The 25,413-nt window shown below is 38.5% G+C and carries 25 protein-coding genes and 1 rRNA gene; 24 read left to right on the forward strand and 2 right to left on the reverse strand.

From position 1 onward, the window contains the following. Window positions 1-73 precede the first annotated feature (73 nt). From T498_RS0107020 to T498_RS0107125, 22 genes are all read left to right on the forward strand, one after another. Window positions 74-1,606, forward strand: a complete 1,533-nt coding sequence (locus T498_RS0107020) for an ABC transporter substrate-binding protein (protein WP_028235295.1) — start codon at window positions 74-76, stop codon at window positions 1,604-1,606. Between the two features lie 4 nt (window positions 1,607-1,610). Further along, the gene (locus tag T498_RS0107025; RefSeq protein WP_028235296.1) at window positions 1,611-2,627 is read left to right on the forward strand and encodes a FecCD family ABC transporter permease; all 1,017 of its coding nucleotides are present in this window, start codon (window positions 1,611-1,613) and stop codon (window positions 2,625-2,627) included. Then, a complete protein-coding gene (locus tag T498_RS15200) occupies window positions 2,620-3,414 on the forward strand; it encodes an ABC transporter ATP-binding protein (RefSeq protein WP_051524652.1) in 795 nt (264 codons plus the stop codon). The genes T498_RS0107025 and T498_RS15200 overlap by 8 nt, the downstream gene beginning before the upstream one ends. Beyond that, window positions 3,414-4,889, forward strand: a complete 1,476-nt coding sequence (locus tag T498_RS0107035; RefSeq protein WP_028235297.1) for a cobyric acid synthase — start codon at window positions 3,414-3,416, stop codon at window positions 4,887-4,889. The genes T498_RS15200 and T498_RS0107035 overlap by 1 nt, the downstream gene beginning before the upstream one ends. Then, on the forward strand, window positions 4,886-5,512 hold the full coding sequence (locus tag T498_RS0107040; protein WP_028235298.1) for a precorrin-8X methylmutase: 627 nt from the start codon (window positions 4,886-4,888) through the stop codon (window positions 5,510-5,512). The genes T498_RS0107035 and T498_RS0107040 overlap by 4 nt, the downstream gene beginning before the upstream one ends. 11 nt (window positions 5,513-5,523) lie before the next feature. After that, window positions 5,524-6,612 carry a cobalt-precorrin-5B (C(1))-methyltransferase CbiD gene (gene cbiD, locus T498_RS0107045; protein ID WP_028235299.1) on the forward strand — a complete coding sequence of 363 codons (1,089 nt, stop codon included), beginning with the start codon at window positions 5,524-5,526 and terminating at the stop codon, window positions 6,610-6,612. A 62-nt stretch (window positions 6,613-6,674) separates the two neighbouring features. Next, the gene (locus tag T498_RS0107050) at window positions 6,675-7,031 is read left to right on the forward strand and encodes an endonuclease domain-containing protein (protein ID WP_036978037.1); all 357 of its coding nucleotides are present in this window, start codon (window positions 6,675-6,677) and stop codon (window positions 7,029-7,031) included. Between the two features lie 12 nt (window positions 7,032-7,043). Next, on the forward strand, window positions 7,044-7,865 hold the full coding sequence (gene cobM / locus T498_RS15205; protein WP_081779709.1) for a precorrin-4 C(11)-methyltransferase: 822 nt from the start codon (window positions 7,044-7,046) through the stop codon (window positions 7,863-7,865). Then, entirely contained in the window at window positions 7,862-8,803 is a 942-nt protein-coding gene (locus T498_RS15210) for a cobalt-precorrin 5A hydrolase (RefSeq protein WP_051524653.1), read from the forward strand. Before cobM ends, T498_RS15210 begins: the two co-directional genes overlap by 4 nt. After that, window positions 8,779-9,534, forward strand: a complete 756-nt coding sequence (gene cobJ, locus T498_RS0107065) for a precorrin-3B C(17)-methyltransferase (RefSeq protein WP_028235301.1) — start codon at window positions 8,779-8,781, stop codon at window positions 9,532-9,534. Before T498_RS15210 ends, cobJ begins: the two co-directional genes overlap by 25 nt. Beyond that, window positions 9,531-11,576 (forward strand): precorrin-6A reductase, encoded by a 2,046-nt coding sequence (gene cobK / locus T498_RS0107070; protein WP_028235302.1) that lies wholly within the window; start codon window positions 9,531-9,533, stop codon window positions 11,574-11,576. Before cobJ ends, cobK begins: the two co-directional genes overlap by 4 nt. A 164-nt stretch (window positions 11,577-11,740) precedes the next feature. Then, window positions 11,741-13,093, forward strand: a complete 1,353-nt coding sequence (locus T498_RS0107075) for a cobyrinate a,c-diamide synthase (protein ID WP_028235303.1) — start codon at window positions 11,741-11,743, stop codon at window positions 13,091-13,093. Then, window positions 13,068-14,153 carry a nicotinate-nucleotide--dimethylbenzimidazole phosphoribosyltransferase gene (locus T498_RS0107080; protein ID WP_036978078.1) on the forward strand — a complete coding sequence of 362 codons (1,086 nt, stop codon included), beginning with the start codon at window positions 13,068-13,070 and terminating at the stop codon, window positions 14,151-14,153. The genes T498_RS0107075 and T498_RS0107080 overlap by 26 nt, the downstream gene beginning before the upstream one ends. Beyond that, complete coding sequence (locus T498_RS0107085; protein WP_028235304.1) at window positions 14,150-14,671, forward strand: bifunctional adenosylcobinamide kinase/adenosylcobinamide-phosphate guanylyltransferase; 522 nt, start codon at window positions 14,150-14,152, stop codon at window positions 14,669-14,671. The genes T498_RS0107080 and T498_RS0107085 overlap by 4 nt, the downstream gene beginning before the upstream one ends. Beyond that, on the forward strand, window positions 14,668-15,441 hold the full coding sequence (locus T498_RS0107090; RefSeq protein ID WP_028235305.1) for an adenosylcobinamide-GDP ribazoletransferase: 774 nt from the start codon (window positions 14,668-14,670) through the stop codon (window positions 15,439-15,441). The genes T498_RS0107085 and T498_RS0107090 overlap by 4 nt, the downstream gene beginning before the upstream one ends. Continuing rightward, window positions 15,438-15,770: a bifunctional adenosylcobinamide kinase/adenosylcobinamide-phosphate guanylyltransferase gene (locus T498_RS0107095; protein WP_028235306.1), complete on the forward strand. Its 333-nt coding sequence runs from the start codon at window positions 15,438-15,440 to the stop codon at window positions 15,768-15,770. Before T498_RS0107090 ends, T498_RS0107095 begins: the two co-directional genes overlap by 4 nt. Beyond that, complete coding sequence (locus T498_RS0107100) at window positions 15,767-16,345, forward strand: histidine phosphatase family protein (protein ID WP_051524655.1); 579 nt, start codon at window positions 15,767-15,769, stop codon at window positions 16,343-16,345. The genes T498_RS0107095 and T498_RS0107100 overlap by 4 nt, the downstream gene beginning before the upstream one ends. Further along, window positions 16,287-17,258: an adenosylcobinamide-phosphate synthase CbiB gene (gene cbiB / locus T498_RS0107105; protein WP_028235308.1), complete on the forward strand. Its 972-nt coding sequence runs from the start codon at window positions 16,287-16,289 to the stop codon at window positions 17,256-17,258. The genes T498_RS0107100 and cbiB overlap by 59 nt, the downstream gene beginning before the upstream one ends. A gap of 9 nt (window positions 17,259-17,267) precedes the next feature. Further along, on the forward strand, window positions 17,268-18,311 hold the full coding sequence (locus T498_RS0107110) for a pyridoxal phosphate-dependent aminotransferase (protein WP_028235309.1): 1,044 nt from the start codon (window positions 17,268-17,270) through the stop codon (window positions 18,309-18,311). Next, on the forward strand, window positions 18,304-19,179 hold the full coding sequence (locus T498_RS0107115; RefSeq protein WP_028235310.1) for a hypothetical protein: 876 nt from the start codon (window positions 18,304-18,306) through the stop codon (window positions 19,177-19,179). The genes T498_RS0107110 and T498_RS0107115 overlap by 8 nt, the downstream gene beginning before the upstream one ends. A 21-nt stretch (window positions 19,180-19,200) precedes the next feature. Continuing rightward, entirely contained in the window at window positions 19,201-20,580 is a 1,380-nt protein-coding gene (locus tag T498_RS0107120) for a radical SAM/SPASM domain-containing protein (protein ID WP_036978042.1), read from the forward strand. Next, a complete protein-coding gene (locus T498_RS0107125; protein WP_028235312.1) occupies window positions 20,573-21,610 on the forward strand; it encodes a hypothetical protein in 1,038 nt (345 codons plus the stop codon). Before T498_RS0107120 ends, T498_RS0107125 begins: the two co-directional genes overlap by 8 nt. Here the strand turns inward: T498_RS0107125 and T498_RS0107130 are convergent. Continuing rightward, window positions 21,607-22,506: a TIGR01212 family radical SAM protein gene (locus T498_RS0107130; protein ID WP_028235313.1), complete on the reverse strand. Its 900-nt coding sequence runs from the start codon at window positions 22,504-22,506 to the stop codon at window positions 21,607-21,609. The genes T498_RS0107125 and T498_RS0107130 overlap by 4 nt on opposite strands. Window positions 22,507-22,600: 94 nt before the next feature. Here T498_RS0107130 and T498_RS0107135 point away from each other — a divergent pair, with 94 nt between their 5' ends. Beyond that, window positions 22,601-23,845, forward strand: coding sequence for a Y-family DNA polymerase (locus tag T498_RS0107135; RefSeq protein ID WP_036978045.1), 1,245 nt, complete (start codon window positions 22,601-22,603; stop codon window positions 23,843-23,845). On the opposite strand, the gene T498_RS0107140 is transcribed toward T498_RS0107135, so the two are convergent. After that, complete coding sequence (locus tag T498_RS0107140; RefSeq protein ID WP_028235315.1) at window positions 23,842-24,573, reverse strand: CPBP family intramembrane glutamic endopeptidase; 732 nt, start codon at window positions 24,571-24,573, stop codon at window positions 23,842-23,844. The two genes, T498_RS0107135 and T498_RS0107140, sit on opposite strands and share 4 nt — an antisense overlap. A 374-nt stretch (window positions 24,574-24,947) precedes the next feature. Between T498_RS0107140 and T498_RS0107145 the strand changes: the two genes are divergently transcribed. Beyond that, window positions 24,948-25,413 (forward strand): 16S ribosomal RNA (locus tag T498_RS0107145); the annotation flags it as partial.

Here is a 25,413-nt window from a genome sequence, read left to right on the forward strand (position 1 = left end):
TCTTGGAGAAAAGGGTACATGGTACGATCACAAGGTATCAGTATCTAATCCAGAAGAGAAATAATAAAACAAAATGAAAAAAATGTTATTTTTTGCTGCAGCGCTGGCTATTGTACTATCAGCCTGCAGCTTTTTTAATAAAGAAGATAGTACAGATAAAATTGAATATGGTACATACAGCTGTGATGTGCTGTTGACTGGTGGAAGTGGTAAGGCTACAGTGGAATCACCGGCAGAAGTAGTAGTGGCTGAAGGAGGAATGACAGTTAGGCTGGTTTGGTCTAGCTCTAATTATGATTATATGCTTGTGGATGACACAAGATATGATAACGAGGCTGGGGTTGATGATAATTCCGTATTTACGATACCATTTTCCCAGTTTGATACTCCATGTGCTGTTATTGGCGATACAACAGCTATGAGTCAACCTCATGAAATAGAATACGAAATTACGGTATATTCGCCAGGAACCAGTGCTGAAGAACAGGATGTAAAAGCTGATTCTACTTCTTCATCAACAGAAGGTGATACTAAAGTATCTCTTGGAAATTTGAAATTTGAGAGCAATTATCCGCTGGAATATGCAAAGGAATATTCTGTGGATTTTTATATAGATGACACCAATAATAAATATGCGTTTATCACAATAGGAAGCACAAGTGATAAACAGTATTTTTTACGTCCTGTTTCAGAAGGTGCAAAAAAGCCAGATGGGATTTCAGATAATATCGTTTACCTGGCAGATGTGGAGCACACATATCTTGTGTCAACATCTGTAATGGATATGGTAAGCAAAATAGGGGCAATTGATAATATTACATTATCAGGAACAAAAGCTAAGGATTGGGATATTGCTGAGGCTAAAAAGCTGATGAAGGCAGGTAAGATTTCCTACGCCGGAAAGTATTCTGCTCCAGACTATGAATTACTTTTGGCATCAGGCTGCGACTTTGCAATTGAAAACACAATGATATATCACAATCCAGAGGTGAAGGAAAAGCTTGAAGAGGTAGGCATACCTGTGATGGTAGAGCGCTCAAGCTACGAGACAAATCCTCTTGGAAGATTAGAATGGATAAAGCTATATGGCATTCTTTACGGAAAAGAAAAAGAGGCCTGCAAGATTTTTGATAATCAGGTTGAAAGAGTAAGTTCAATAGGAAAGCTTGAAGGCACTGGAAAAAAAGTGGCATTTTTCTCCATTAACTCTAATGGTCAGATTGTAGTTAGAAAGCCAAATGACTATATTGCTTCAATGATAGGAATGGCAGGTGCAAGCTATGTGCCGGATGATATAGCACCTAGTGAAGAAAATGCTATTTCTACTATGAAGATTACTACAGAGGATTTTTATATCAGAGCAGTAGATGCGGATATATTGATATACAACAGTACTATAGAAGGTGAAATTGGCTCAGTGGAGGAGCTGATAAAAGAAGAATCAACCCTTGCAGATTTTAAGGCTGTGAGAGATAAAAAAGTATATTGTTTGAGGGAAGGTTATTTCCAAAAGAGTACAAATGTGGCAGAATTTATAGAGGAGCTAAATCAAATATTAAATGGCTCTTTTGAAGAGGGAGATTGTTTCATAGAGCTTAGGGAGTGAAAAAATGGTTTCGAGCGCAAGAAGAAATAGAATATGTTTTTGTGTGATGCTTATAGTCCTGGTGGCATGTTTCTTTTTTGGAATGGCTGTGGGAAGTGCAGATATTTCAGTGAAAGATATTTTTATGTCTCTATTAAATCCAGGTGATGTTTACATGGGAAGAATCATCTTGTCTATAAGATTACCAAGAATCATTGCAGCTATCATTTTAGGTGGAGCATTATCAGTATCAGGATTTTTACTACAAATCTTTTTTGGTAATCCAATAGCTGGACCTTATGTTTTAGGAATATCTTCTTCCGCAAAACTATTTGTAGCAATTTCCATGGTATTTCTACTTGGAAATGGTGTAGTAATAAGCTCTATTGTTATGGTTGTCTCAGCATTTGTTGGCTCATTGCTTGCAATGGGGGTGGTAATGCTTTTATCTCAAAAGGTTAAGAATATGTCATTACTTGTAGTATGCGGCGTAATGATAGGCTATATCTGTTCTGCAATCACTGAGTTTGTAGTTACATTTGCTGATGACACAAATATCGTTAATCTTCACAATTGGTCATTAGGCAGCTTTTCGGGAATTAGTTTTGAGCATGTCTTTGTATCACTTGTTATAGTTCTTGTCACTATCGTAATTACGTTTCTTATGTCAAAGCCAATCGGAGCTTTTCAACTTGGCGAAAACTATGCCAGAAATATGGGCGTTAATATCAAACGTATCAGAGTTATTCTGATTTTGTTATCAAGTATTTTATCTGCAACAGTGACAGCTTTTGCAGGTCCTATATCATTTGTTGGAATAGCAGTTCCACATATCATGCGAAGCCTTATGAAAACTGCTAAGCCAATTGTTATGATACCAGCTTGTTTTCTGGGGGGAGCTATCATTACATTGTTATGCGATTGCATAGCCCGTACAGCATTTGCTCCAACAGAAATCAGTATTAGTGCAGTTACTTCTGTATTTCTTGCTCCAGTCGTAATTTATCTATTGGTGGCAAGAAGGGAGGTATCACGTGGATAATAGTGTTTCCTTAGACAATTTAAAAGTAGGATATGGCAAAAACACTGTGGTACTACAGGATGTGAATCTTTCTATAGCTCCAGGTGAAATCGTGTGCCTTATCGGAGCTAATGGAGCAGGAAAATCCACCGTCTTAAAGACCATTGTAGGTCAGTTGAAAAAGATGGGTGGAAGGGTGTTTGTTAATGGTGAAGATGAAAGTGATATGTCTGAAGCTGATGTGGCAAAAGCTATATCAATGGTGATGACAGAACGAATTCATCCTGAGCTTATGACATGCTTTGATGTGGTGGCTACAGGCCGATACCCATACACAGGTCGCATGGGCTTACTGGAAGAAAAGGATATAACAGCTGTTAATAACGCCATAGATTTGGTTGGAGCGGCTGAAATAGCGGCAAAGGATTTTTCAAAAATCAGTGATGGTCAAAGACAGCGTATTATGCTGGCGAGAGCTATTTGTCAGGAGACAGGCATAATGGTCCTGGATGAGCCTACATCATTTTTGGATTTACAATATAAGCTGGATATTTTAAGAGTAATAAAAAAGATGGCAAAGGAAAAACACATTGCCATTTTGATGTCTATACATGAGTTGGAGTTTGTTCCTGCAATTGCAGATAAGGTTGTAGGAGTTTCGAAAGATAAGGTTTTTGTGACAGGAACGCCAAAGGAAGTCATCACAGGAGCCAATCTTGAAGTAATGTATAAAATGGAGTCAGGCACAGGAAGCGTATTGTGTGAAGGTCTGTGGAATTACGCAAACTCACTTACGAGGTTGATTTAATGGCTAAAGTAATTATGGTACAGGGCACAATGTCCAATGTAGGCAAGAGTCTAATTGTTGGTGGATTGTGCAGAATATTTAAACAGGATGGATATAAGGTTGCGCCTTTTAAATCGCAGAATATGGCACTCAATTCTTTTGTTACAGATGAGGGGCTTGAGATGGGCAGGGCTCAGGTAATGCAGGCGGAGTGTGCCGGAGTAAAGCCAAGTGTATACATGAATCCAATCCTTTTAAAGCCAACAGATGATGTGGGTTCGCAGGTTATTGTTAATGGCGAAGTTATCGGCAATATGAAGGCCAGAGAGTATTTTGCCTACAAGAAGAATCTTGTGGGAGATATAAAGGAGGCCTTTAATAAGCTTGCTGAATGGGCAGATGTGATTGTGATTGAGGGAGCAGGCAGTCCAGCAGAAATCAATCTTAAGGCTGATGATATTGTAAACATGGGAATGGCAAAGCTGGTAGATGCACCTGTGTTACTGGTTGGAGATATTGATAGAGGCGGTGTATTTGCTCAGCTGTTAGGTACACTTGAATTATTAGAAGAAGACGAAAGAGCTCGTGTAAAGGGGCTTATTATTAATAAATTTAGAGGCGATAAGAGCTTGCTGGATTCAGGTATTGATATGCTTGAGGAAAAAGGAAATGTTCCTGTTATTGGAACCATTCCATATGTAAAGCTCATGATTGATGATGAAGATAGCTTAAGTGAAAGATTAGATAATAGAGACACTGATAGCCAGGCTAACGTAATTGATATTGCGGTTATTCGCCTTCCGAAGATATCTAATTTCACAGATGTTGCTCCGTTTGAGAGCATAGAAGGCGTGAATGTAAGATTTATTACATCGCCTTATGAGCTTGATTGTGCAGACATTGTAATTTTGCCTGGAAGTAAAAATACAATTTCTGATATGCGTTGGATGGTTGAATCCGGAATGGCTGCAAAAGTTAAATCTTTTGCTAAGAAGGGACCGGTAGTTGGTATCTGCGGTGGGTTCCAGATGTTAGGAGAGTCTATCTATGATCCAAATAAGGTAGAGTCAGAAAAAGCTAGACACATAAGTGGATTGGGGCTTCTTCCAATGAAAACGACACTGATGAATGAGAAACACAGAAGTCAGACTACAGGAAAGTTTGAAAATATGTCTGATGTGTTTTCAAGCCTTTCGGGAGAGGAGTTTATAGGATATGAGATTCATAATGGCGCCTCTACTGTAAATGGCAAAGAAGTGAGAGCAATCCAAAATGATAATGTGTTTGGAACTTATGTCCACGGAGTATTTGACAATGGAGATTTGGCATTAAAGCTGGTGAAGGCTATAGCAGACAAAAAAGGAGTCAATCTATTTGATAATCTAAAGATGGATTACATGGCCATGAAGGAATCCGAGTATGACAAGCTGGCTGAAGCAGTACGTAACAACATTGATATGGATATGATTTATGGCATATTGCAGGATGAACAATGAATATAGAATATGTTTTACCAAATGAAATAGAAAAAAGAAGTTTTGAAATAATAGGGCAGGAACTGTCACAAATGGGAATTACATTAGACAAAGAGCAGGAGCCGGTTACTAAGCGTGTAATTCACACAAGTGCTGATTTTGATTATGCAAGTACCATGTGTTATTCAGATGGTGCAATAGCAAAAGCAAAGGAACTTATCAAATCCGGTGCACATATTGTGACTGACACAAATATGGCATTATCTGGAATTAATAAAAAGCGCCTTGCCACTTATGGCGGACAGGTACACTGCTTTATGGCAGATGAGGATGTGGCATCAGAAGCCAAAGCAAGACAGGTTACCAGGGCTACAGTTTCTATGGAAAGGGCTGCTGCGTTAAATATGCCGGTTATTTTTGCTATTGGTAATGCACCAACAGCTTTAATCTCTCTTTATGAAATGATGGAAGAAGGCAAGTTTACACCAGAATTTGTAATAGGGGTGCCTGTTGGTTTTGTAAATGTAGAAGCAGCCAAGGAGCTGTTTTTGAATTCAGATGTACCTTATATCATTAATAGAGGTCGTAAGGGTGGTAGTAACATAGCTGCCGCTATCGTAAATGCGTTAATCTATAATATCTAAGGGAGGCTTATATGAAAAAAGGCTTCACCACAGGCAGTTGTGCGGCAGCCGCAGCAAAAGCGGCAACTTATATGCTATTGTCTGGAATTGAAAAGCTAAATATTGAAATAGAGACTCCTGCCGGGGTTATGTTTAATGCAAAAATCGTAGATATCGACAGGCAGGAAAGTAGCGTCAGCTGTGCTGTGATAAAGGATGGAGGAGACGATCCGGATGTTACAACAGGAAGCCATGTGGTGGCCACAGTTTCTGCACTGGAGTCAAAGGATACAGGAAGGGCTCATATAGTAATTGATGGTGGAACAGGCGTTGGCAGGGTGACTCTCCCAGGGCTTGATCAGCCTGTGGGCAATGCAGCAATCAATCATGTTCCGAGGGAGATGATTGAAAAGGAAGTGCTTGAAGTTTGTAGTCTTTTTGATTACTGCGGAAAGCTTACGGTAGAGATATCGGTGCCAGAAGGTGAAGAGCTGGCTGCCCGTACCTTTAATCCTAGACTTGGAATAGTGGGAGGCATCTCCATTCTTGGCACTACAGGTATAGTAGAGCCTATGAGTGCAAAAGCACTTGTTGATACAATTAAAGTTGAGCTTTCCCAAAAGAAGGCTTTGGGGAACAAGACTGTATTTGTAACCCCAGGCAACTATGGCTTGAAGTTTATGAAAGACAATTACAACTATGATTTGGATAAAAGTGTAAAGTGTTCAAACTTCATAGGCGAGACTGTGGACATGGTTTGCAACATGGGCTTTGAATGTATGTGTATCACAGGACATATTGGAAAGCTGGTCAAGGTGGCAGGTGGTATTATGAATACTCATTCCCACGAAGCAGATTCCCGAATGGAAATCCTAGCCAGTTGTGCCATAAGAGCAGGAGCCGATGCTGATTTGGCTCGAAAAATACTTGATTGTCTAAATACTGAAGAAGCTCTGCACATTATAGAAGATGCGGGCCTTCTTAAAGCAACAATGGATATAGTTTTAGAAAAGATTCTGTTTTATCTGGACTTCAGAGCTCAGGAAAGAATCAAGATAGAGTGCATGTTGTATTCCAATGAGTTTGGGTTACTTGCAGTGTCAGAAGGCTTCCCTCTTTAGGGGGAAGCTGTCAGCGCAGCTGACTGATGAGGGTAGGATAATGCCGCAATGAAAGGAATAATATGCCTAAAATAGACCCTAAATTAAAACAATATTCTAGATCACTTAGAAAAGATATGACAAAAGAGGAGAGACATCTTTGGTATGACTTTTTAAAGTCTTATCCTGTTACAATAAAAAGACAAAAAGTGTTTGATAAATATATAGTAGATTTTTATTGTCCTAGTGCAAAAATAGTTATTGAACTTGATGGAAATCAACACTATGAAGCTGAAGGGCATTCCGCTGATTTAGTTAGGGATAAATATTTATCTGATTTAGGAATTAAGATACTTAGATATTCAAACTATGATATAAATAATAATTTCATAGTTGTATGTGAAGATATAGATAATAATATAAAAGCTAGAACAAATTGAGAGGATTATTATATGCAAAACAGTTTTGATACACCCTCATCAGTCACCTATGGTGACAGCTTCTCCCAGAGGGAGAAGCCGCTTGTTTATTTCGTTGGAGCCGGCTGTGGTGCAGCCGATTTAATTACAGTAAGAGGTATGCGATTGTTGCAGCATGCAGATGTGATTGTATATGCAGGCTCGCTTGTAAATCCAGAGCTTTTGGATTATGCAAAGAGAGGCTGTGAGGTATACAACAGTGCAGTTATGACACTGGAGGAAGTAATGATTGTAATGATTGCAGCAGCCAAGGCTGGCAAAATGGTAGTAAGGCTTCACACAGGCGAGCCAAGCATTTATGGCGCTGTTCAAGAGCAGATGCTGATATTGGATGAAAATGGCATACCATATGAAAGCTGCCCTGGCGTTAGTGCCTGCTTTGGTGCAGCAGCAAGTCTGAATTTAGAATATACATTGCCTGATGTAAGTCAGACATTAATTATCACAAGAATGGCAGGCCGCACAGCTGTGCCGGAGAAGGAATCCATCGAGCGACTTGCAGCACATAATGCATCCATGGCCATCTACCTTAGCAGTGGAATGATGGAAAAATTATCACGAGCATTGACGAATGGTGGATATTCAAAAGATACTCCAGCTGCAATTGTTTATAAAGCCACATGGCCAGATGAACAAAAATATATTTGCACAGTTGGAACCCTTGCGCAAACTGCAATGGAGCACGGAATCAAGAATTTGGCAGTTGTTTTAGTGGGAAATGTGATTTCTAAATCAGGTTTCTCTCTATCAAAGCTATATGACCCTGAATTTGAAACAGGCTATAGAAAGATATGAAGGTAAATAGATTAGTTAACGTTGTATATTTTACAGATAATGGAAAGTCAGTTTATGAAAGATTAGTAGCTGGCTTTGAAAACTATGTATTTGAGGAAAAGCCCGCAGAATCTTCCTTAGAAGAATTCACTGCTAACAGCTTTAAATATCATTTGCCTCTGGTTTTTATCGGGGCTACAGGGATTGCAGTAAGGACTATAGCACCATTTGTTTCTGACAAGCTGATGGATAGTCCTGTAATCGTAATCGATGAGTTAGGAATAAATGTAATTCCAGTATTGTCAGGCCATTTTGGTATGGCAAACGATTTGGTTAGGGAGTTTGCAGAGGCAATAAATGCAAATCCAGTGATTACAACAGCAACAGATATCAATAATGTTTTTTCCATAGATTCATTTGCAGTGAAAAATGGTTATCGTATAGTCGATAAAGGCAGCATCAAAACAATTTCATCTATGCTTCTTAGAAATGAAAAGCCAGCTGTGGCTGTAGAAGGAGATAATATATTTGTAGATGGAAAGCTGATGCTTGTCAGGAAGAGCCTTGTTATTGGAATGGGCTGCAAGAAAGGAAAAAGCTGCGAAGCCTTGCTTTCATTTTTGCTGGAATCTTATTCAGAAAAAGAATTAAGAGATAAGTTATATGCAATAGTTTCTATAGATGCTAAGGATAAAGAGGAAGGTCTATTAAAGCTTGCAGCACTATTAGGAACAAAATTTATCACTTTCTCAGCAAATGAGTTAGAAGCAGTAGATGGTGACTTTACTGAATCGGAATTTGTAAAAGAAAATGTAGGCGTAGGAAATGTTAGTGAGAGAGCAGCTGTTTGTCTTGGGGCTTCGTTGATACGTAAAAAGGAAGCAAGAGATGGCATGACAAAAGCTATAGCTGTTTTAGAAAAGGGAAAGAGTAAATGGCAGGAAGAATTTATATTATAGGAATGGGACCAGGATATAGAAGTATGATGACAGAGGAAGCTTTTACAGCCATGGAAAAGTCTGATGTTATCGTTGGGTATACGGTCTATGTTGATTTGGTCAAAGAGCATTTTCCAGAGAAAGAGTTTTTTACTACACCAATGCGTCAAGAGATAGAAAGATGCAGAGCCTGTTTTGACTTTGCCATAGAAGGTAAGGATGTAGCATTTATCTGTAGTGGAGATGCTGGAGTTTATGGCATGGCTGCTCCTATGTACGAACTTTTACCTGAATACGTAAATGCGAATTCGGATTTAACAGAAGAAAATCTTATAGTGATACCCGGTGTTACTGCAGCAATTTCTGGAGCAGCAGTGCTAGGGGCACCAATAAATCATGATTTTTGCGTTATCAGCCTAAGCGATTTGTTAACCCCATGGGAAATGATAGAAAAGAGGCTTAAGGCTGCTATAGATGGAGATTTTGCCATCGCAATTTACAATCCATCTAGCAAAAAGAGACATGATTATCTGAAGAGAGCATGTGAGATTATGCTTGCTGCTGGGGCAAGTGAAAATAGAGCCTGCGGATATGTTGAAAACATAGGCAGAGAAGGAACAAAATCGGTTGTAATGCCTCTAGGGGAATTGAAAGAGGCTGAAGTAAATATGTTTACAACAGTGTTTATTGGAAATTCAAAAAGTGAAATAGTGCTAGGTAAGCTTGTTACAAAAAGAGGATATCAAATTTGAAAAAAATAATAATCTTTGGCGGGACTACTGAAGGCAGACAATTAGCAGAGCTATTGGCTCATGCAGGGATTTCGGTAGTATACTGCGTAGCAACTGAATATGGCAAAGAGACTGTTTTTGAGGATGAGCTCATAGATGTAAGAATTGGCCGTATGGATTATAGGGCTATGACTCGTATGTTTGAAAATGAGCACCCAGATGTGATTGTTGATGGAACACATCCATTTGCTGAAATTGTAAAAAAGGAAATAGATAATGCTCTGTTTGAATATAAGCAGATTCCGTTTTTTAGAGTTCGAAGAGATGAAGTGGACATAGATTATAGTGGCTGTGAGTTCTTTGATAATACTGCTGATTGCGCAAAAGCTCTAGAGAACACAGAGGGGAATATCTTTCTTACAACAGGAAGTAAGGAACTAAAGGTTTTTTGTCAGAATGAATCATTGAAAGATAGATTGATAGTCCGTGTAATCCCTAGCGTAGAAAGCCTTAATATCTGCTATGAAAATGGCCTAACCGGTAAGCAGATTATTGCTATGCAGGGCCCATTTTCAACTGCAATGAATCGTATTCAGCTGCGAGATACCAAGGCAGATATTCTTGTTCTTAAGGAAAGCGGCAAGGTCAGCGGAGAAGCAGAAAGAATTAATGCTGCCAAATCCGAAGGGGTTAAATGCTTTATCATAAAAAGACCTTCTGAAACAATAGAAGGCATACCTTTAAAAGATACCATTAGTGAATTAGAAAACTTACTTGAAACCACCCTCACCCAAACTGCATTTGAAGAAATAACACCAGATATAAAGGTGGATATAATTTTGGCGGGCTTTGGAATGGGATTTGGATCTCTTACAGAAGAGGTCAAAGCTAAAATAGCGGAAGCTGATATTGTGTTTGGAGCGCCAAGACTAATATCAGTTATTGACTGCAAAGCAAGGAAATATCCATATTATTTAGCTGCTGATATCATACCTGTTTTGAATGAAAAAGCAGATTCGATTTCCACTGGGAAAATAAAAGCTGTTATTTTGTTTTCAGGTGATACAGGCTTTTATAGTGGAACCAAAAAGATGATAGAAGCATTAAAGCATGATGGAAGATTCAAGACTACTATTCTTCCTGGAATATCATCAATCAGTGCTTTGGCGGCTAGATGTGGTGAGAGCGTAGAGGATGCTTATGTCATGAGCACCCATGGAATATCTGAGGGAGATTGGCAGCCTGAGTTAATAGAGGCAGTTAAATACTCAAAAAAGACCTATACACTTACTTCAGGTTCTAAAGATGTAAGAATTATTGGTGAAATCCTTCTTAAGCTAGAAAACCTCTTCCAGCTTAAATTTGACATTGTAGCGGGATACAATCTTTATTCTAATGAAAAACTGATTAGATGTAATGCAGCGAAATGTGCAGCCTTGGCAGAAGAAGGGCTTTGCGTAATGCTGATTAAAACAAGAAATCCTCTTGAAAAGAGATTGTCTCCGGGATTAAAAGATAATGTTTTCTTGCGAAACAAAACACCTATGTCAAAAGAAGAGGTTAGGGCTCTTTCTATCTGTAAATTAGGCGTTACAGAAAATTCTGTTGTTTATGATATTGGAAGCGGTAGTGGCTCGGTGGCAGTTGAACTGGGGCTTTTGCATCCTTCCATTAACGTATATGCGATAGAATTCAAAGAGGAAGCTTGTGAGCTAATCAAAGAAAACATTAATATGTTTGCCCTTAAAAATGTAAAGCTTATTCCTGGTGTTGCGCCAGAAGCTTTGAAGGATTTGCCATCACCAACACATGTATTTATTGGTGGAAGCGGGGGCAGATTAGAAGAGATAATAAAAGTCTTAGAAGATAAGGGCGCCGGCATTAGAGTGGTTATAAATGCGGTTACTTTGGAGACCATTTCAGAAATCAATCGTGTCTTAAAACAAAACGGAATTGAGCATGCCGACTTTGTTCAGGTATCAATAAGCAAGGCTAAGACGGTGGGCGAATACAATATCCTACAGGCTCAAAATCCCGTATACGTAGTATCGTTCACATTATAAGATGGGATATGAGTTAGGATAGCTTGTAGCTAACAATCATGGCTATTACTCAAGCGAAGCATTCTACGCTGAGCGGAGTGATAGACAGGATTGTAAGCGTAACAAGCGAGCCAAAGACTAGGATTAGATAAAAGTAACAAGCGAGCCAAAGACTAGGAGTTTATATGAATTATCCAAGAATTATGATTGCAGCCACTGGAAGTGGCACAGGAAAAACTACAATTACATGTGGAATTTTAGCAGCCCTTAAGGATAAGGGCTTAAATCCTTGTAGTTTTAAGTGCGGTCCAGATTATATAGACCCTATGTTTCATAGAAATGTACTGGGACTCGAAGCTGGCAATCTTGATACATTTTTTACTGAGGATGATGTCACAACGAGCTTGTTTTTAGATGAATATGCGGGTGATGTTGCTGTTATAGAAGGAGTTATGGGACTGTATGATGGACTTGGAGGTACCCAAATAAAAGGCTCCTCCTACGATTTAGCCAGAGTTCTCAAAGCACCAATTGTTTTAGTAATAAATGGTAGAGGAATGGGACGCTCTATTCTCGCAGAAATCAAGGGATTTTTATCATATGATAAAAGTAATCTTATAAAAGGTGTTGTGTTAAATAAAGTTTCAAAGGGATTTGCCAAGACTTTATCTAATCTTATTGAAACAGAGCTTGGAATCAAGGTTGTTGGCTATGTAGAAAACAATCAGGCAGTTTCTGTTGATAGTAGACACTTAGGCCTAGTGATGCCTAATGAAATAGATACTATAAATGAAAAGCTAAGTGTAGTCCGTGATATTGTAAAAGAGGGCATTGATTTAAATTGTATTCTTGATATAGCAAGAAGTGCTGAGGATATAGAGGCTGCATGTAATCAGTCTGATATCGTAAATGCGAATCACATGAAGCTTGCAGTAGCTCGTGATGAAGCTTTTTGTTTTTATTACAAAGAAAATCTTAGGATGCTTGAGAGAGCAGGAGTTGAGCTAGAGTATTTTTCGCCTATTCATGACAAAGTGTTGCCAAAGGATATTAATGGTATTCTTTTAGGTGGTGGCTATCCAGAAAACTATCTAAATGAGCTTGCAAATAACGGTAGCATTAAGACTGCTATCAAGAAAGCTATTGATAGAGGAATGCCTGTTTTGGCAGAGTGCGGCGGATTTATGTATCTGCTTGAATATATAGCAAATAAAGAAGAAAAAATGTATCAGATGGTTGGAGCAATTTCAGGTAGTTCCAGCTTTAAAGGCAAGCTAGTTCGTTTTGGATATGTTACAATAGAAAAAGATGATACCTTTTTAATTAAGGGACACGAATTTCATTATTATGATTCAGATAATAATGGGGGAGATTTGTCGGTCACAAAGGCATCTACAGGTTCCACTGTAAAAGGAATGCATTTTAACGGAAGGCTTTGTGTGGGGTATCCTCATTTGTATTATCCATCATCACCAAAATTTGTGGAAAACTTCTTGGAGGCAATGAAAGATTATGGAAAATGTAAGATATCTATTTGATGATATTTTAGAGAACAAAATTAAAATTGAACCAGTCGACAAGAGTCGAATTGCTGAGATAAAAAAAGAATGGGATAGAGTTTCTAAGCCGATAGATAGTTTTGGAAAATACGAGGATTTTCATTCTAAGATTGCAGCTATTCAAGGCTTTGATGCGCCAGATTTATCTCATATGAGACTGATTGTCAGCTGCGGTGATCACGGAATTGTTGAAGAAGGTGTTAGTCAGGCAGATCAGGATGTTACCAGAATCTGTGCGACAAACATTGGAAAGGGACTTACCACTGTTGGCGTTATGGCCAGATCACTTGGCATCGATATTATGGCAGTGGACGTAGGCATTAATTATGCACATGAGGTTCCATACACATTAAACAGACGAGTAAAGTATGGTACATGCAATTTCTTAAAGCAGCCAGCAATGTCTGTGGAGGAGTTCTCCAGAGCAGTGCAGGTGGGCATGGATCTTGTTAAGGATAGTAAAGAATGTGGCTATGATGTTTTACTTGTAGGTGAAATGGGGATAGGAAATACCACATCGGCAGCTGTTGTTGCTGGATATCTATTAGACTTAAATGCAGAGGCTGTTACTGGCCGAGGCGCAGGTCTTGATGATGAGAGCTATTCAAAAAAACGTGCGGTGGTTTCCATGGCACTTTCCATGTACAGTGGGCTGTCTCCAGTGGAAATATGCAGCTATTTTGGTGGCTTGGAGCTGGCTTGTATGACCGGCATTATTTTAGGAGGAGCATTGTATAAAGTCCCTGTAATATTGGATGGAATGCTTAGCCTTGTGTCAGCAGTAGTTGCAGATAGATTATTAGATAACACCAGAGATTACTTGATCCCTTCTCATATTAGCAAGGAGCCGGTTTCAAGAAAGCTTGCAAGCAAGCTCAAGCTAGAGCCAATATTCGACGCAAATATGGCTGTTGGCGAGGGAACAGGAGCTGTTATGATGGCATCTTCTCTTAGACTTGCTGATACAGTATTTCATGATGCATTGAAGTTTGGTGATTCTGGTGTAGACCAGTATGAAAATTATAATTCGAATATATGATTACATTGATTTATGGCGGAAGTGGTAGTGGTAAATCTGCTTTTGCGGAGGATATTGTATGTTCCACCGATTTTAAAAACAGATATTACCTTGCTACCATGGCATCAGCAGATGAAGAAAGCAACAAAAGAATAGATAGACACAGAAAGCTTCGGGAAGGAAAAGACTTCGTTACCCTTGAATATCCTACAGATATAAATAGAGCAGCAGAAGATATTCAAAAAGATTCTATTGTATTGCTGGAATGTATGTCTAATCTTGTGGCTAACGAAATGTTTGGAAATGGTAAATGTGTGCCTTCACTTGTTTGTGCAGACAAAATTATTGCGGATATCAAAGCACTTGAAGAGCAGGCTTCCCATATCGTTATTGTCACTAATAATATTTTTGAAGACGGAAATACCTATGATGAATGGACGAAAGAATATATGCGTGCATTGGGCAAAATAAATGTAGAATTAGCCCGTGTTGCAAAGGATGTCTATGAGGTTGTTGTCGGAATTGGAATCAAACTATGAGAATCATTAAATCAATTATTGTGGCATTTTCTATGTATTCTAGAATTCCTATGCCTAGGTTTACCTGGGGCTCAGAAGATATGAAATATCATTTTATCTTTTTCCCTTGGGTTGGCGCTGTTATCGGATTGATTGAATACGGTTGGAGACTGTTATGTGAATATTTCACAGTTCCACATATCGTATTTACGTTAATTGCCATTGCCATTCCACTAATTGTTACAGGTGGATTTCATGTAGATGGATTTATGGATACAGTAGATGCCTTGTCATCTTATCAGGATAAAGAAAAAAGGCTTGAGATACTGAAAGATCCACATATCGGTGCCTTTGCTGTGATAGGTTTAGTTGTATATGGATTGTTCATGACATCCGCTATCTATCTTATGGATCACAGTGGATTTATTGCATGGTCCATTATCTTTTTTGAATCTAGAGCTGTTAGTGGAATTTGTGCTATTAATTATAAAAAGGCTAAAAACAGTGGCTCTTTACATGTGGAATCAAATACTGCCAGTGAAAAGGTGGTTGTGACTTCTCTTGCAATTCAATTTGTAATTGTATCTATTGTTGCAGGACACTATTTGCAGTTATATTGGAATGTGGCCTTAGTACCACTTGTAATAGTATTAATTTATTATTACTTTATGTCACGTGACAAATTTGGTGGAGTTACCGGAGATTTGGCGGGCTGGTTTGTATGCTCGGCTGAATTGTGGTCTGGGCTGGCAGTTGGCGTATTTTCATTCATAAATGGTATTAGGATATGATTTTAGTAGTAGGTGGAAGTTATCAAGGCAAAACAGAATATGCACTTCATAATTTTTCAGAAGCAAGATTTCTCAATCAGGCGCATCTATTAATAAAAAAGAGACTTAGTGAGGGAAAAAGTGAAGAAGACATCCTATCTGAAATTCGTAGTTCTACCGCAGAGGGGAACTGGGTTATTATTTCAGATGATGTAGGAAATGGAGTAGTTCCTATAGATGAGGATGAAAGAATTTGGCGTGAAGTATCTGGAAGAATACTTATTGAACTAGCAAAGGATGCATCAGAGGTCCATAGAGTAATCATGGGTATTGGTCAGAGGATAAAATGATGAATAAAACAATTACTCTTATCAGGCATGGAAAGACTGCTGGTAATTTTGAAAAGAAATACATCGGAGTTACTGACGAGCAGATGACTCTTGCTGGCGAAGAAGAAATTAGAGAAAGAATTTATCCTGAGGCTGACATTGTTTTTGCCAGCCCTCTAAAACGATGTGTAAGAACCGCGGAAATAATCTATCCTAAAATTGATATCCATGTTATAGACGAGCTTAGAGAAACAGATTTTGGACATTTTGAAGGCAAAAACTATATTGAGCTTTCAGATGATAAAGAGTATATGCAGTGGATTGAATCTGGCGGGGAAGCACCGTTTCCAGGTGGCGAGAGTATGGCAGAGGCAACAAGTAGGGTAATGTTAGGCTTTGAGAAGCTTATCAAATTATCTAAAGAATATAATAATATCTCGGCAGTAGTTCATGGCGGGACTATTATGTCAATTTTAAGTACCCTCTTTGAAGGAGAGTACTATTCATATCATGTAGAAAATGGTGAGGGATATACATTTGATTTATCATCTAACGGCCTTTATTCTGGGCTATTTACTCGATCTTTTCTTAGGTGATCCATTTGGAAGCTTTCATCCGGTTGTCTGGATTGGAAACCTGATTTCACGCCTGACAAAAGGTTTGTTAAAGCCTAATGATGAGGAAAAGACAAAACAATATAAGGGACTTTTATTAGTTGTTATCGTGATTACGGTATCCGCCTCGATAACAGCTTTATTTTTGTGGTTTTTATACACAATTAATTCAAAAATTGGAATTATAATAGAAGCTGTAATAACATATCAATGTCTGGCTACAAAGAGTCTTTATAAAGAGAGTATGAAGGTCTTTTATGCTTTAAAAAATGAAGGTCTTACAGCAGGACGAAAAGCAGTTTCTATGATAGTTGGAAGGGACACTGAAGCACTGGATGAGACAGGGGTAATCAAAGCGGCAGTTGAGACAGTTGCTGAAAACGCTTCTGATGGAGTTATTGCTCCTTTAATCTATCTTGCCATTGGAGGACCTGTACTTGGTATAGTTTATAAAGCTATAAATACAATGGATTCTATGATAGGCTACAAGGATGAAAAGTATCTTAGCTTTGGAAGATATGCCGCAAAGCTTGATGATATCGTTAATTTCATTCCTGCCAGGATAAGTGCAATTCTCATGATTCTTAGCTGTGCTTTTTTAGGTAAAGATTATAATGGGAAAAACGCTTATAGAATATTTAAGCGAGATAGATTTAATCATGCCAGTCCTAATTCAGCACAGACTGAAAGTGTATGTGCAGGAGCCCTTTCCATACAATTGGCAGGGCCAGCAAGCTATTTTGGAAAAAGATATGAAAAACCATTTATAGGGGATAAATTAAGGGATGTTGAGCTTATGGATATTAGGCGAGCCAATCGCTTAATGATACTTACATCACTTTTATGTGAACTGATTAGTATCGTTGTTATAATTATTTTTGTTTTTATGTTTTAAGGAGTTATTATGCACGGCGGAGATATTTACAGAAACAATATTCATTTTGATTTTTCGATAAATCTGAACCCTCTCGGTGTGCCATCTGAAGTTCAATGGGTTCTGACAGAAGCGGCACTTCATGCCAATAAGTACCCTGATATTTCACATATGCAGCTAGTGAGTGATACGGCTAGGATTTTTGATGTGCTAGAGGATGAGGTTGTTTATGGCAACGGTGCTTCAGAGCTTATCATGGCTATATGTCATGCAACCGTTCCAAAGAAAGCAATGCTTATCACGCCATGCTTTTCTGGATATGAACATTGCATATTAGGTGCTTCACCTAATTGTAGAATAGTTTATCATCATCTTTTGGAAGAAAATGATTTTAAGCTTCAGGATGATATTATCAATAGAATTGCTGAGGAAAAGCCTCAGATTATGTTTTTAACAAATCCTAATAATCCAAATGGTGGATTGATTGAAATGGATTTATTAAAGAAGATTGTTGAAGTATGTGAAAAGACAGGCACAATGCTCATAGTTGATGAATGTTTCTTGTCATTGACAGGAAGAGAAAAGGAACTATCTCTTGCGTATGATGCTAGAAATTACAAATCATTAATTGTACTTAGAGCCTTCACGAAAACCTATGCAATTCCTGGTGTTAGAATAGGCTATGCAATTTGCTCTAAGGCTACAATCGCACAAAAAATAAAAAGTCATTTGCCAGAGTGGAATCTGTCTATTTTTGCCCAGATGGCCGGAGTTCAATGCCTAAGGCAATTAGATTACATTGAGGAGTCTGTTAGATTGATTAATGATGAGAAAAAATATCTTATTGCAGGGCTAAAGGAGCTAGGCTTTAAGGTTTATCCATCAGATGCCAATTACATTCTTTTTAAATCTAATATCACAGATTTAAAGAAAAAACTGATTGAGTATAGTATACTAATCAGGGACTGCTCTGATTACGAAGGGCTTTCTATAGGCTTTTATCGTATAGCCGTCAAATCACATAATGAAAATAGCGGATTATTATCTGCGTTGGAGAGTATTGTTAATGGGTAGAGAATCAAGAAGAGAAATACCAGTTAGTGAGTTTCGTACGGAAGACTCGGTTGTATTTATGGTGCTTGGTAGGTTATTGCTGCCATACAGCATCCTTGGCATGTATATCATATATGAGACTGGCGCAGAATTCACAATAACTAAAATAGCAATTATAGCTGGGTGCATCCTATTAAGCATCTATTTTGTGGTATTTAGAGATAAGGTAATAGAGTTTAGAAAAAATCATCCACATTTGATGAAAGAAAGAGAACTTTTATATAGCGACTTGCTTGGACATCTCCATTCACACAGCTACGCAGAGTGGGCTGATTCTATAGAAAAAGGACATTATAGAGTAGGCGCTCGAGGCTTTGAGTTTTGGTTGGGCTTCGAGAAGCTTACTTTTTATTATAATGTGGGATTGTCGACATCAAGAAAGTTATCTGAAGATAGATACACTATTTTTTGTCAGTATATAATCGCTAAAAATCCTCTTTTAAAAGAAGTTTTGCCTGAATTCAATAAAGATAATATAGACTTGCTTGATAAGCGCTGTTATTATCATCGGAATCGAAGCAAACAATTTATCATTATGCTTATAAATTTCCTAGTGTTTTTAATGCTTGGGTGTATAGGTGGAAGCGATGGAGCTGTTTTTACAGCGATGGTGTGTGGTACCATTGAAGCTATTGTATTTTATAATTTGCTCAAGGGGGCATTTTATCACTATAAGAACGAAATAGAGCTTGAAAAGGTTCTTCCAGATAGAACAGGCCTTGTCAGGGACCAAGGGATAGGAATATTAAGACCATATTGGGGCTATATTTTTCTTATAGCGCTGTTTGGAATAAACTATATCATTCAGTATTTTTTTATCTGGTGGTAATAGATAAAAGGGATAATAATTATGATTAGGGAAAAGTTATATGAGCTTAAAGAGTGGAATAGTGTGGTACACACCACCTGGAATCCAAATGGTCCAGGTGTAGTCCGTATACACATGATTCCACCTAAATTTACGCCGTTTAAATATGTGCCAGCAGTAGTTATTTTGAATGGTCAGGATGTTCTTCCTATCAATGAGGCATGGGCAATTCTTCTGACAGAATTTGTTAGAGGAGTGAACGAGTTTGGCGATGGTTCTATGAATCAGGATACGCTTGATGATATTTTGATAGATGCATTCCATCGAGTTAGAATGGTTTATCCAAATGTTAGTGATGCCACTCTTAGGGAGGATTTGAACACTATCGTTAGCACTTTTGAAGATATTGCAAGAAATAATGTTCCAGCTATGGATATTGGAACTATGAGTCTGGCAGAGTACGCACCCTACATGACTGCACCACATAGAATGGACCTTATGATTTCTGCAATGGCAAAGGATGGGCATTGGGCTTGCAATCAGCATTGTATTCATTGCTATGCTGCAGGACAGAAATATGCCGAGGTGCAGGAACTAGACACAGAAGGCTGGAAGCGAATAATAGATAGATGTAAAGCTGCTAGAATTTCGCAGCTTACTTTTACTGGAGGAGAGCCTACCTTACGAAAGGACTTGCCTGAGCTTATTCATCACGCCAGATGGTTTGTGACAAGGCTAAATACAAATGGCATTCTTCTTACAAAAGAACTTGTTCAAAAGCTTGTGGAAGCGGAGCTTGATAGTGTGCAGGTGACACTCTATTCGCATATAGAGGAAATTCATAATCAGTTAGTTGGTTCCACACATTTCAAAGATACAATTCAGGGGATAAAAACCGCTCTAGAGGCAGGTCTCAATCTTAGTGTAAATACACCTTTATGCTCTTTGAACAGGGATTATGTAGGCATGCTTGAGTTTTTACATAATCTAGGGGTTCAGTATGTGACTTGTTCCGGACTTATTGTTACCGGTAATGCTACCTCGGAAAATTCAAAACAGTCCCAGCTTACAAAAGATGAAATCTATGAAATTATAAAAAAAGCAAAAGAATATACAGATTCTCATGATATGGAAATTGATTTTACATCTCCAGGATGGATTGATGCTGATAAGCTTGTGGCACTTAAAATGGTTGTGCCTAGCTGCGGTGCCTGCTTAAGCAACATGGCGATTACTCCAGATGGCAATGTCATTCCATGTCAAAGTTGGCTATCTAGTGATACTCTTGGAGATATGCAAACAGATTCCTGGAAAAAGATTTGGAATGGAAAACGCTGCAAATCTATCCGTGATAATTCTGCCAAAGCTGAGGGGATATGTCCACTTCGCGTGATGAATGAAGGGGAGGTGTCCCATGAGTAAGAGACTTAGTATTTTTATTTTTGCAGTTTTATTAGGTCTTGGTATTTTTATTTCTGCTGACAGGGCTTTGGCAAGAAGTCCTCTTGACCACATTCATGAGTACGAAGTTCAGGTTGATATGCGTGATGACGGCTCATGCGATCTTACATATCATATTCAGTGGGAGGTGTTGGATAGTAAATCAGAGGGGCCTCTAACTTGGATAAAGGTAGGAATCCCGAATAAATATGCAGACGAATTTGAAGCCATTTCGGATAATATAGATTCAATTTATTATTACAGCCAGGGTGGAGATTATGTTCGTTTGAATCTTGATAAGTCGTATAAGGCTGGCGAGATTCTAGATTTAGATTTCAGATTTCATCAGTGTAATCTCTTCAATCTGAAAGAGGACGGAGCATACTACGAATTTACTCCCGGGTGGTTTGAAGACACTCCTGTTGATTGGATTGTAGTTCGCTGGAATGATGATTATGTAGAAGAGTATGATGGCAATCCAGATAAATCAGGTGGATATCTTGTATGGAAAAATGATAAAGGCGGATATAACCTAAAAGAGACAGTAAAGCTGAAATACTCAAAAAATCAATTTGATTATTTAGAAGGTAATCAAGCTACTGAAAAGTGGGGAGATTCATCTGGAAATGGTCAGAGCAGATACGGAGACGATGAAAGTGGATTATACACTACAGAGGATATGAAGTTATTTTCCGTTCTAATGTTAGTAGTACCAATAGGAGGTGTACTTTTTATCGGCCTTCTTGGCATTGGCTTTAAATCTCTTAGAAAAGACTCTTACAATGCACAGAGAGGCTTGGGCGCCAACCACTACAGGGCTACAAATAGATATAATAAAGCTAGAGGAACTAGATTTCATGGTGGTCACGGTGGATGTGCCTGCGCCTGTGCATGTGCCTGTGCCTGTGCTTGCGCAGGAGGTGGTCGTGCTGGATGCTCCAAGAAAGATTTCTATGGGACAAAGCTATATACAAAAGCCATATATGCTGCCTGCAAGAAAATACATTATTAAAGCTTTGCGATATAACTTCGCATAGTATTCATTACAAGCTTCTTGTTGCCACTCCATAGGGGTGCAATAAGGAGCTTTTTTGGTCCGTCGCCGGTAAGTCGATGTATAACTGTTTCAGCTGGTAGTTCCTTTAGGCAACGTCCTACTATTTCACAGTACTGATTTAATTCGTATATACGAAATGGCTTTTCTTCGAACATTTCAGCAAGGCGTGTGCCTCTAAGTACATGAAGCAATTGTAGCTTGATTCCAAAAAGGGTAGGAGATAGCTTTGCCAAATATTTAATTGTTTCAAGTATATCTTCATCACTTTCATCTGGAAGGCCAATTATTACATGTACAACAACCTTCAAACCTGCATCAGTCAATCTCTTATAAGCATCATCAAATACGGGGAGCTCATACCCTCTGTTAATCAGCTTTGCGGTATTTTCGTGAATAGTTTGGAGGCCTAGCTCTACCCATACTTCTTTTTGCCTATTAAGACTGCTTAAGAAGGATATCATTTTATCTGAAAGACAGTCAGGTCTTGTACCGATAGACAGTCCAACAATCTCGGGATAATCTAATACCCGTTTGAATAAATTCATAAGGTATTCTTCGTCACCATATGTGTTGGTGAAGGACTGAAAGTATGATATGTATTTTCTATCAGAAGCTGGAATTTTAGAAGAAATTTTTGCATCAACTCTACTTTTTGCAAAAGAAATTTGTTCATCTAAATCTTTTCCATAGGCAGCAAAATCACCTGAGCCACCCTCAGAGCAAAAGATACATCCACCGTAGGAGATAGTACCGTCGCGATTAGGGCAGGTGCAGCCTGTTGTAAGCGAAAGCTTGTATACCTTTGTTCCATATTTGTCTTTTAAATAATCCGATAAGCTTAAATATTCCATGGATTGATAATAATGTTAAACTTTATATTTTTCAAGAAATAAAACATTTGTTTGCTTTTGACTATCGTTGATGTATTATATTAGAGAGGTAATTATGAGCGAACGATTGATTTTTCACATTGATGTTAATAGTGCTTTTGTTTCATGGTCGGCTGTTGAGATGTTAAAAAATGGCGGGCCTGATTTGCGTGAAGTGCCATCTATTGTGGGCGGAGATCCATCTTCAAGACGTAGCATAGTAGCTGCCAAATCCATACCTGCCAAAAAGTATGGGATTGTCACAGGAGAGCCAGTAGCATTGGCTCTAAGAAAATGTCCTAGTCTTGTAGTAGCAACATCAAATTTTGCCTGGTATGTAAAGTGCTCCAGGGCATTTAAAGCAATATGTCAGGAATACACACCTACAATGCAGTCCTTTTCAATAGATGAGGTCTTTCTCGATATGAGCGGGATGCATTTGATTTATCCAGACCCTATCGCAACAGCACATGAGATAAAGGATAGGATTTATAAGGAACTTGGATTTACTGTGAATGTAGGCATTGGTGCTAATAAACTGTGTGCAAAAATGGCATCAGATTTTGAAAAGCCAAATAAAGTACATACATTATTTCCAGATGAGATAAAGGATAAAATGTGGCCACTTCCAGTAGGCGATTTGTTTTCTTGCGGCAAATCCACAACAGCAAGATTAATTAGTCTTAATATCAATACCATAGGAGAACTGGCAAAGGCACCAGTGGAGCAGCTTGCTCTTGTTTTAGGAGAGAGGGCTGCTGCTCATTTTCATAATTATGCAAATGGAATCGACAATTCTCCTGTTTTAGATGAGCCAGAGGAGGCTAAAGGGTATTCTGCTGAAACAACAGTAGAAGACGATTTAACAGATATAGAATCGATAAACCGAATCCTTCTTGCACAAGCAGATATAGTTGCTGCAAGGATGAGAGCTGATGATGGTAAATGTAGATGTGTGGGGGTTACTTTTAGAAATCTTGATTTCGTAAATAAATCCCACCAAAAGAAGCTAAAAGAGGCAACAGACGTCACTGATATTATATATGCAACGGCAAAGCAACTTATTAAGGAAAGCTGGCAGGGGGAGCCCCTAAGGCTGATAGGTCTTGCGCTTAGTGATATTGATAGGGGTGGGTTTGAGCAGATGTCTCTCTTTCAAGATGAAAATAAAGAAAAGAGAAAAGCCCTTGATTCTACGCTAGATTCAATTCGTGGAAAGTTTGGAAATGCAGCTGTTCAACGTGCCAGCACTATTGATACCAGTAAAGGTATTAACAGGCGGCACAAAGCAGAACAGGAGCTTAATAAAAAAGACACCTAAAATGCGAAGGTTATCTTTTGTAATTGAAGTGTAAATAATAATTGTCCTAAGAAGATATGGACGAGCATACAAACCCAAAGGTTTTTAGTACGACGATAAATATAGTTCATAAATAAAACAAACAGAATAGTGAGTGCTATCATTGGAAATCCATAAGTGTAATGCATGGCACCAAAGAATAGTGCTACTACAGAAACAGATTTATGTTTTCTGTGATTACCTACAAGAAGAGTGCGCATACCATCATAACCCATGACGTTCATGCAATATTCCTGCCAAAAAGCAGTTAGTGGATACAGCATAGTGTTGGAAGTGATTCTGCCAGGCATTAATCTATCAAAGTAGAAGAATGGGTGACAGCGTTTCATCATTGCAGGCACTGTTTGGAGTATTACGAATTTAAGTATAATCATTAAGCCGCCAAATATTAGACAAATGAAAAATCCTCTTGTGATGGCATTCCATATTTTTGCTTTATTAACCTTCAGTGGTTTAATAAGAAAATCTGTTGGGACCTTTCTTACGAGGGGTACCAAAGTACCTATAGCAAGTACAAGTCCTATATAGTTTCCAAAACGATAAACAGGATTTGCTTTATATAGGAATTCTGCCGCGGAATTAAATATGATATATAGCGACATATATGTGAGATACGCTATGATAAGATATTCTGAATACTGCTTCTTAGGATTGATAGTTGATATTGTTTCTTCTTTATTTAGTTCCATAACTTTTGCCCCTTATATTAAGTATTAAGATGTATTCATCTTATCACTTTGGACAGATATTGTTAATTGTTTATAAAGTTAGCACAATTCAAAAAACTTAATCAAAAACGGAGAATAGATTTACTTTAAGAAAATCGGCAAAAAGGGGTTTACAAGTGATGATTCAGGTGATATTATAATCGAGCACTGAGGGACAGCAAGTCACACAGAGCAAAACAAATAAACGAAGATTGATAACTGAACAGTGAAACAAACCTTGAATTAATACAGTTTTGTATAAAAACATGTATCCTTGAAATTCATTTAAGTTTCTTAATGAAACGAAACCTTTATAGTAAACAAGTCAGTTTTATACTGATTCGGAATTAAACTTTTAAATTGAGAGTTTGATCCTGGCTCAGGATGAACGCTGGCGGCGTGCTTAACACATGCAAGTCGAACGAAGCAATTTATCACGATCCCTTCGGGGTGACGATTTATTGACTGAGTGGCGGACGGGTGAGTAACGCGTGGGTAACCTACCTTGTACAGGGGGATAACAGTTGGAAACGACTGCTAATACCGCATAAGCGCACAGCATCGCATGAAGCAGTGTGAAAAGTTTTTTCGGTATAAGATGGACCCGCGTCTGATTAGCTAGTTGGTGAGGTAACGGCCCACCAAGGCGACGATCAGTAGCCGACCTGAGAGGGTGACCGGCCACATTGGGACTGAGACACGGCCCAAACTCCTACGGGAGGCAGCAGTGGGGAATATTGCACAATGGGCGAAAGCCTGATGCAGCGACGCCGCGTGAGCGAAGAAGTATTTCGGTATGTAAAGCTCTATCAGCAGGGAAGA

The organism is Pseudobutyrivibrio sp. MD2005 (genome assembly GCF_000621865.1).
Lineage (GTDB): Bacteria > Bacillota > Clostridia > Lachnospirales > Lachnospiraceae > Pseudobutyrivibrio.

Coding starts and splice junctions, on each gene's coding strand:
- T498_RS0107020 (WP_028235295.1), top strand. CDS start 74: ATGAAAAAAATGTTATTTTTTGCTGCAGCGCTGGCTATTGTACTATCA.
- T498_RS0107025 (WP_028235296.1), top strand. CDS start 1,611: ATGGTTTCGAGCGCAAGAAGAAATAGAATATGTTTTTGTGTGATGCTT.
- T498_RS0107035 (WP_028235297.1), top strand. CDS start 3,414: ATGGCTAAAGTAATTATGGTACAGGGCACAATGTCCAATGTAGGCAAG.
- T498_RS0107040 (WP_028235298.1), top strand. CDS start 4,886: ATGAATATAGAATATGTTTTACCAAATGAAATAGAAAAAAGAAGTTTT.
- cbiD (WP_028235299.1), top strand. CDS start 5,524: ATGAAAAAAGGCTTCACCACAGGCAGTTGTGCGGCAGCCGCAGCAAAA.
- T498_RS0107050 (WP_036978037.1), top strand. CDS start 6,675: ATGCCTAAAATAGACCCTAAATTAAAACAATATTCTAGATCACTTAGA.
- cobM (WP_081779709.1), top strand. CDS start 7,044: ATGCAAAACAGTTTTGATACACCCTCATCAGTCACCTATGGTGACAGC.
- T498_RS15210 (WP_051524653.1), top strand. CDS start 7,862: ATGAAGGTAAATAGATTAGTTAACGTTGTATATTTTACAGATAATGGA.
- cobJ (WP_028235301.1), top strand. CDS start 8,779: ATGGCAGGAAGAATTTATATTATAGGAATGGGACCAGGATATAGAAGT.
- T498_RS0107075 (WP_028235303.1), top strand. CDS start 11,741: ATGAATTATCCAAGAATTATGATTGCAGCCACTGGAAGTGGCACAGGA.
- T498_RS0107080 (WP_036978078.1), top strand. CDS start 13,068: ATGGAAAATGTAAGATATCTATTTGATGATATTTTAGAGAACAAAATT.
- T498_RS0107085 (WP_028235304.1), top strand. CDS start 14,150: ATGATTACATTGATTTATGGCGGAAGTGGTAGTGGTAAATCTGCTTTT.
- T498_RS0107090 (WP_028235305.1), top strand. CDS start 14,668: ATGAGAATCATTAAATCAATTATTGTGGCATTTTCTATGTATTCTAGA.
- T498_RS0107095 (WP_028235306.1), top strand. CDS start 15,438: ATGATTTTAGTAGTAGGTGGAAGTTATCAAGGCAAAACAGAATATGCA.
- T498_RS0107100 (WP_051524655.1), top strand. CDS start 15,767: ATGATGAATAAAACAATTACTCTTATCAGGCATGGAAAGACTGCTGGT.
- T498_RS0107110 (WP_028235309.1), top strand. CDS start 17,268: ATGCACGGCGGAGATATTTACAGAAACAATATTCATTTTGATTTTTCG.
- T498_RS0107115 (WP_028235310.1), top strand. CDS start 18,304: ATGGGTAGAGAATCAAGAAGAGAAATACCAGTTAGTGAGTTTCGTACG.
- T498_RS0107120 (WP_036978042.1), top strand. CDS start 19,201: ATGATTAGGGAAAAGTTATATGAGCTTAAAGAGTGGAATAGTGTGGTA.
- T498_RS0107125 (WP_028235312.1), top strand. CDS start 20,573: ATGAGTAAGAGACTTAGTATTTTTATTTTTGCAGTTTTATTAGGTCTT.
- T498_RS0107130 (WP_028235313.1), bottom strand. CDS start 22,506: ATGGAATATTTAAGCTTATCGGATTATTTAAAAGACAAATATGGAACA.
- T498_RS0107135 (WP_036978045.1), top strand. CDS start 22,601: ATGAGCGAACGATTGATTTTTCACATTGATGTTAATAGTGCTTTTGTT.
- T498_RS0107140 (WP_028235315.1), bottom strand. CDS start 24,573: ATGGAACTAAATAAAGAAGAAACAATATCAACTATCAATCCTAAGAAG.